At 37.9% G+C, this 6,332-nt stretch carries 5 protein-coding genes; 1 reads left to right on the top strand and 4 read right to left on the bottom strand.

What is annotated here, in order from left to right:
* Positions 1-150: 150 nt before the first annotated feature.
* From AC1DPQ_RS14390 to AC1DPQ_RS14375, 4 genes are all read right to left on the bottom strand, one after another.
* A complete protein-coding gene (locus AC1DPQ_RS14390; RefSeq protein WP_477609903.1) occupies positions 151-933 on the bottom strand; it encodes a 3-keto-disaccharide hydrolase in 783 nt (260 codons plus the stop codon).
* A 65-nt stretch (positions 934-998) separates the two neighbouring features.
* Entirely contained in the window at positions 999-1,316 is a 318-nt protein-coding gene (locus AC1DPQ_RS14385) for a YgaP family membrane protein (RefSeq protein WP_477584209.1), read from the bottom strand.
* Between the two features lie 182 nt (positions 1,317-1,498).
* A complete protein-coding gene (locus AC1DPQ_RS14380; protein ID WP_029278252.1) occupies positions 1,499-1,885 on the bottom strand; it encodes a GxxExxY protein in 387 nt (128 codons plus the stop codon).
* 356 nt (positions 1,886-2,241) lie between these two features.
* Entirely contained in the window at positions 2,242-5,133 is a 2,892-nt protein-coding gene (locus tag AC1DPQ_RS14375; protein ID WP_477609901.1) for a DEAD/DEAH box helicase, read from the bottom strand.
* Positions 5,134-5,421: 288 nt separating this feature from the next.
* On the opposite strand from AC1DPQ_RS14375, the gene AC1DPQ_RS14370 reads away from it, so the two are divergent.
* Positions 5,422-6,332: PorP/SprF family type IX secretion system membrane protein (locus AC1DPQ_RS14370; protein WP_477609899.1), on the top strand; the 911-nt coding region annotated here is incomplete at its 3' end.

Below are 6,332 nucleotides of genomic sequence, written 5' to 3'. Positions count from 1 at the left end.
CAATTACTCCATCACTAAATGCTTCTAATCTGCCTTTGTTCATAAAAAAAAATCGACACTAAATTTGGTACAATTATCAATGAAATTATCTTATAAAACAAAACCCGCAAACTTTTGATCTGCAGGTTTCTTATTGTTGTTTTGTTGAAATTATAATTCTCTTACCCAGATGTTCCTGTAACTGATTGCAGGACTTGGATCGCCGTGATCTTGTAATTTGATTGAAGCCGGACCATGTTTTTTGTATTCTGGTGCACCGATATACCTGGTTTCCCCTTTTAGTACAAATCCGTTCTGTAAAAGTACGCCGTTTAAAAATACAGTAACACTYGCTGGTTTTTGTACTGTTCCATCTTCATTAAAACGCGGTGCGTTCCAGATGATATCGTAGTATTGCCATTCACCTGGTTTCTTGTTGGCATTTGCCAATGGAATAGCTTGTTTGTAAACACTGCCTGTTTGTCCGTTAACATAGGTTTTATTGTTGTAAGCATCCATAATCTGGATTTCGTAACCGTCATCACCGCCACCTGTTGATGCTAAAAACACCCCGCTATTTCCACGTGCCTGACCTTCGCCAGATATGTTTTCGGGAATTTTCCATTCCATGTGCAATTGGTAATCGGTAAACTTTTTATTGGTTTCGATATTCCCAGTGCCTTTTTTTACCGTAAAAAAACCATCATCTATTGTCCAGGCAGCTGGTTTAGAAGGATCTTTAACAGAATGCCATGCATCTAAATTTCTTCCGTTGAAAAGAATGGTAGCATCAGATGGTGCATCCTGAGGCAATTTGCCCGGTGTAACAATTTTAGGAACGGGTTCCCAAACCTCGGTTGTTTTTGGGTCTTTGGCAGGATCTGGTTTTTTATCTTGTGCCATAGCTTGCCCTGCAAAAAATGCAGGAATAAATAATAGTGTGTACTTGTTCATGATTGTGGTTTAACTTTTTAAAGTTAACCAGTTTATTAAGAAAAGGAAATTTCGTATTTAAAATTTTACCCCAAATCGTCAACAACGTAGGTTTCGCTTATAATTACTTCGTCAGGGGCAATATCTTCTTTACGCTGTTCTGCCAAATCGCGCATTGGGCAATAACCCGTGATGCCGCGGTACAGTAATCCTGCACCAATTGCTGCACCCGTAAGGCCAATTACAGGATGCGAAAAAATGCTGGTGATGCCTTTAAAAAGTAAATATGTTCCTGCAGTTCCAGATAACCAACGTTCAGATTTTGAAACGTTTTCGAACAATTCTGGGTACTTCCAGGCTTCCTTAACATTGTTTACAGCGGTATTAAAATCTTGATTTGTCATGATGGTTAAATTTATGTTCTACTGTATAACAAGTAAGAAGGAAATGAGTTTTGAAAAGAAATTTAATTGTGTATGTTGCCACGGAGACACAGATTAGTACGGAAGACCAGGTTGTTTGTATTCACGTTGATGTTTAGCCACAGAAACGCTGATTAACACGGAAGAAGTACTAATAACCAGGATTATAAAACAACACGCCTGATTTCGAGCGTTGGTTTACCGAAATTTAAAATAAGCCCAACTTTGCAACCTGAACATCTTAAGTAGTTTAGAGTTTGCGCTATATCGGCGCTTGCAATAGCACTTTTTGATTTAATTTCTAATATTACCGTATCGAATATGATAAAGTCGGCATAAAAGCTATGGGGTAGGGGAATACCTTTATAATAAACTTGGTATAACTTCTCTCTTTCATAAAAATAATCCCTGTTTTTTAGTTCTATACAAAGTGCATCTTTATAAACGATTTCTAGAAAACCACAACCTAAATGGCTATGAATTTCAATAGCAGCACTAATAATTAGGTCTGTTTCGTTTTTTAATGGGAAGTTCGATTGACGGATTTCCATACCAAGAGATTTAATAAAGGTTAACTAATTAACTTGGGATGTATTTACTAAAATAGTAAAATAATAGGATGCTGCGAAGCATACTCTGTGATTTCTGTGTCTCCGTGGCAAAGAATAACTTGAAAGGTTTGTTAGATACTGGCTATGGATGCCTGTTTACACAGCAAACTCTTCGACTCCGCTCAGAGTGACCAACGGAGAGTACATCCGTGATTTCCGTGTTTCCGTGGCAAAAAATTAAGTGGAATAGTCTGTTAGAGGGTGCAATATTCAAATAAACTGTTCGACTTCGCTCAGAGTGGCAATCATATAAGAACTTCTGTGATTGCAGCGCCTCTGTGGCAAATTTTCGGCGATTAATTCAATATATCGCGTATGTCTTCCTTGCTCAGCGATTTAAAGAAACTTTCTTCAGTTGTAATTAAAGAGTTTGCGAGCGATTTTTTACGGTTCTGCAAGGCCAATATTTTCTCTTCTACGGTATCTTTTGCGATGAATTTGTAGATGAAAACCTTTTTATCCTGACCAATACGGTGCGTTCTGTCGATGGCTTGTTGTTCTACTGCCGGGTTCCACCATGGATCGAGGATAAAAACATAATCAGCTTGTGTTAAGTTTAAACCTACGCCGCCTGCTTTTATAGAGATTAAGAAGACTTTCAGCTCAGTATTCTGCTGAAATTCGGAAACAATTTCGCCACGGTTACGGGTTGCGCCATCTAAATAAGCAAATGGAATATTTTCCGCTTCAAAATGTTTTTTGAAGATATCAAGATGTTTTACAAACTGAGAAAAAACCAAAACCTTATGTCCGCCTTTAAGTACGTTATCGAGCGTATGAATTACGTTTTCGAACTTTCCTGAATCTGAAACATAGGTGCCATCAATCATTACAGGGTGGTTGGCCAACTGGCGTAGGGCGGTTAACCCTTGTAATAGCTGTACCTGTTTCTTTGCGAAAGTTCCATCGTCCATGCTCTGCAATAAATCGTTACGGTAGGCAGATTTTGTTTTTTCGTAATATGCGGCCTGATCTTCGCTCATGTCGCAATAAATTACCTGTTCCGTTTTTGGCGGCAATTCTGCAGCCACCTGCTCTTTCGTTCTACGGAGTACAAATGGTTTGATAATCGATTGCAGTTTACGCGCTTTTTCTTCGTCCTTTTTCTTTTCTATCGCTTGTACATATTCTTCGTAGAAGAATGCCTGTGTACCCAATAAACCAGGGTTTAAAAAGGTCAACTGCGACCATAAATCGCTTACTGAGTTTTCTACGGGTGTACCGCTCAGAATCAGTTTATGTTTAGATTTTAAGCTTCTAACGGCTTTAAACGATTTTGATGCGGGGTTTTTAATGTTCTGACTTTCATCGAGAATAATGTAGTTGAAATAAAAGTTTTTCAATTCATCTACATCTACTCTGGTTACACCGTAAGTGGTAATGATAATATCGTAATTGGCAAAATTGGTAACATCTTTATTTCGGTTGGTACCGGTATGTGCCAGTATTTTAAGCTTTGGTGTAAACTTTTTAGCCTCCGTTAACCAATTGTAAATTAAAGAGGTAGGCATGATGATGAGCGAGGTCGTCTGCGTTTCAAGCAATTGGTCATCTTCCTTCACCTTTTGCAGCATAGCCAATGTCTGGATGGTTTTACCCAAACCCATATCATCGGCCAAACAGCCACCGAAATTGTATTCGCGTAAAAAGCTGAACCAGTTATAACCGGCTTTCTGGTAATCGCGTAAACTGCCTTTAAAATGAACAGGCATTTGCGTATCAGCAATATCTTCAAAGTCTGATAATCGCTGTAATTTGCGTTCAAGCGTAACATTAGCCAGACTATCTTCAGCCAGATCATTGATGAGACCGATATGGTGTTTCTTTAATTTTAGCGTTTTTCCGGCCTCTGCCAAACTGAATAAACTACCGTATTGGGTAAACCATTTATCAGGGATAATAGCTACTTCACCATCGGGCAACAAAAACTCACGCTTTTTGTGTAGAATATGTTGCTTTAGTGAAAGAAAAGGAATCTGGTATTTTCCAAACCATACCACAGCATGGATATCGAACCAATCGTTTCCTTCTTTAACTTCAAGATCTATTTTGCTGGCACCGAAAACAAATTTTTTCTGCCCTGTGGCCTGTTCAATTTCAAAACCCGATGCCTGTAAAATTTCGATATGCTCGTTTACCCAATTTATAGCCCCGTAACTTGGATTTTCTTCGGCAGAAGCTACTTCCAGGTTGCTGAATAAAGAACTCGTTTTTTTTAGTCCTAAGGATAACAGCAAATTAAACTGCTTTTTCTCCCATTCTGCCGAACGTTTGATGCGGTGGAAAATATAGTTATCGGCAGTTTTTTCTAAACGTACAGTTACTTTGTGCGCATTCTCTACCGGGAAAGTATATTCGCCATATTTAAAATATAGCTGAATTTGAGAAAGACCACCATCAACATATAAAACTTTAATTACCGGTGTTGCCTCAAATTGTTCGGTTCTGATTTCGAAACCTTCGGCATACACATGGTGCTTTTCTATTAAAGGGGCTACAAACTTTTCAAAATAAGTGGCTTCGGTTGTTTTGGGTATGGCAATAAACCGTTTGTTTAAAAAGGGTTGCAGTTTTTTTCCTTCAATATCCTGATCAAAAAAGTACAATACATCGTTAAGCAATAACCACGCAGGTTTGTTGCTGATAATCTGTGCTTCTTTAAACATAAATTCGATGCGCAGATTCTGATATTTGATGGTCGGAAAATAACGTGTTTCAGTTTCGTTCCTTCGGAAATGAAAAAGAATAGATGCAGGCTCATCAGCCAGTTCGATTTTGCGTTCTACCGGCCAGCCATCTTTGTCCATTACATAAAGCTCGTTTTTGACCTTTAAAAGCTCTAAAGCTTCGGCAAGTTTCTTTTCGATTTTAGGGCGAACATTTTCATAAAATTTATTGTCGAAAATTTTAGTGAAAAACTCAGTTGGCCTGATTAGCTTTTTATAATATTTTTTAATCAGCGAGTCTTGCTCAATGTCATCTAAAATTTTGATCAGTTTATAATCAATATCACTTAAACAGGCATTAAATTCTTCTGCGGTATGCGTAAAAATCCGTTGGTAAGTAAACGAAAAATCTCCTTGTGGATTGAGCTGAACAACGTGAGGTTCAATTAAATAGCCCAAGTACTCATGTTTGCACAAAGAGTACACCACTTTACAGGTTTTAGAGCTATCGACACGTAACATTGATTGGTTTAAAATTTTTTCTAAGCTAAGCGCTTAAAAAACTTTAAACTTACAATATTTTGAGGTTACATCAAAAAGAAGTAGCGGTTTTTGAGATAAAAATTATCAGTTTTTTTTATCGAAATTTAAAAGAATGGTTAATTGCTACTATTGGATGGAACGTTTATTTTGAAGTTAAAGGCAGATAAACATTAAATGCTTTATAATTGGCTACAACTTATTATCTTAGCCCTTGTATTGATAGGCTTTTTAGTATCAATCAATTAACGCATCACTATTAAGGTTTACATGAAATTTTTTTACGCGCTCTCTCTGTTTGCCTGCTTATTCTTTTATAGCTATGGCCAAGAAATCCCCAGGAGCACCCAATATATTTTTAACAATATCCTGTTGAATCCTGCATTATCGGGAATAGATAATTATACAGATTTAAAAATAGGTTTACGCAAACAGTGGAGCGGTTTAGAAGGTGCACCAAGTACACAATACCTTTCTTTAAGTACCGCTATTGGCGAAGATTTTGTTCGGAGCAATGTAAATTCATTTGCCGGGAATGGAGACAATCCAATGAGCAGAAGTTTTGTAAACAGCTACACCGCGGCAGAGCCTCACCATGGAATTGGCCTGGTGGCCATGACGGATAAAGCCGGTTTGGTTCGGCAGACTAATGTGAATTTAACCTATGCATATCATTTAGGCCTTACAAACGAAGTAAATTTATCAGTTGGTTTATCAGGAGGATTTAAATCGATCAGTGTTGATGTACGCGGAATTATAGCCGATGAATCGGGCGACCCTTTATTCTCTGCCGATTATAACAACAAAATTAGACCCGATATTGGCGCAGGTATTTGGTTGTATAGTCCACGATTTTTTGCTGGTGTTTCAGCAAAACAGCTGGTTGGAAATAAAAGCAGTATTGTAAATAATCAAGTTAAAACCAGTCCATACCAAGCAGCTACTTTTTACGGAACGGCGGGTTATAAAATATTTCTGGATGAGGATATTGCAATGATCCCCTCTGGTTYGATTTCATATTGGGTCAACGCTCCGGCTACTTTCGATGCCAATTTGAAATTTGCCTATCGGGATAAGTTTTGGGTTGGAACCAGTTTCAGGAACAACGATTCTTTTTCGCTTCTAGCAGGATTTAATATTGCGTCGCTGGTAAACCTGAGTTATTCTTATGATGTAAATAC

It is taken from the genome of Pedobacter sp. 01T416_2, assembly GCF_056398925.1.
This window is presented reverse-complemented; position numbering and strand designations above follow the sequence as displayed.

What these genes read in the sequence shown, in the direction of transcription:
- AC1DPQ_RS14385 (WP_477584209.1), bottom strand. Translation starts at nt 1,316, where the DNA reads ATGACAAATCAAGATTTTAATACCGCTGTAAACAATGTTAAGGAAGCC.
- AC1DPQ_RS14380 (WP_029278252.1), bottom strand. Translation starts at nt 1,885, where the DNA reads ATGGAAATCCGTCAATCGAACTTCCCATTAAAAAACGAAACAGACCTA.
- AC1DPQ_RS14375 (WP_477609901.1), bottom strand. Translation starts at nt 5,133, where the DNA reads ATGTTACGTGTCGATAGCTCTAAAACCTGTAAAGTGGTGTACTCTTTG.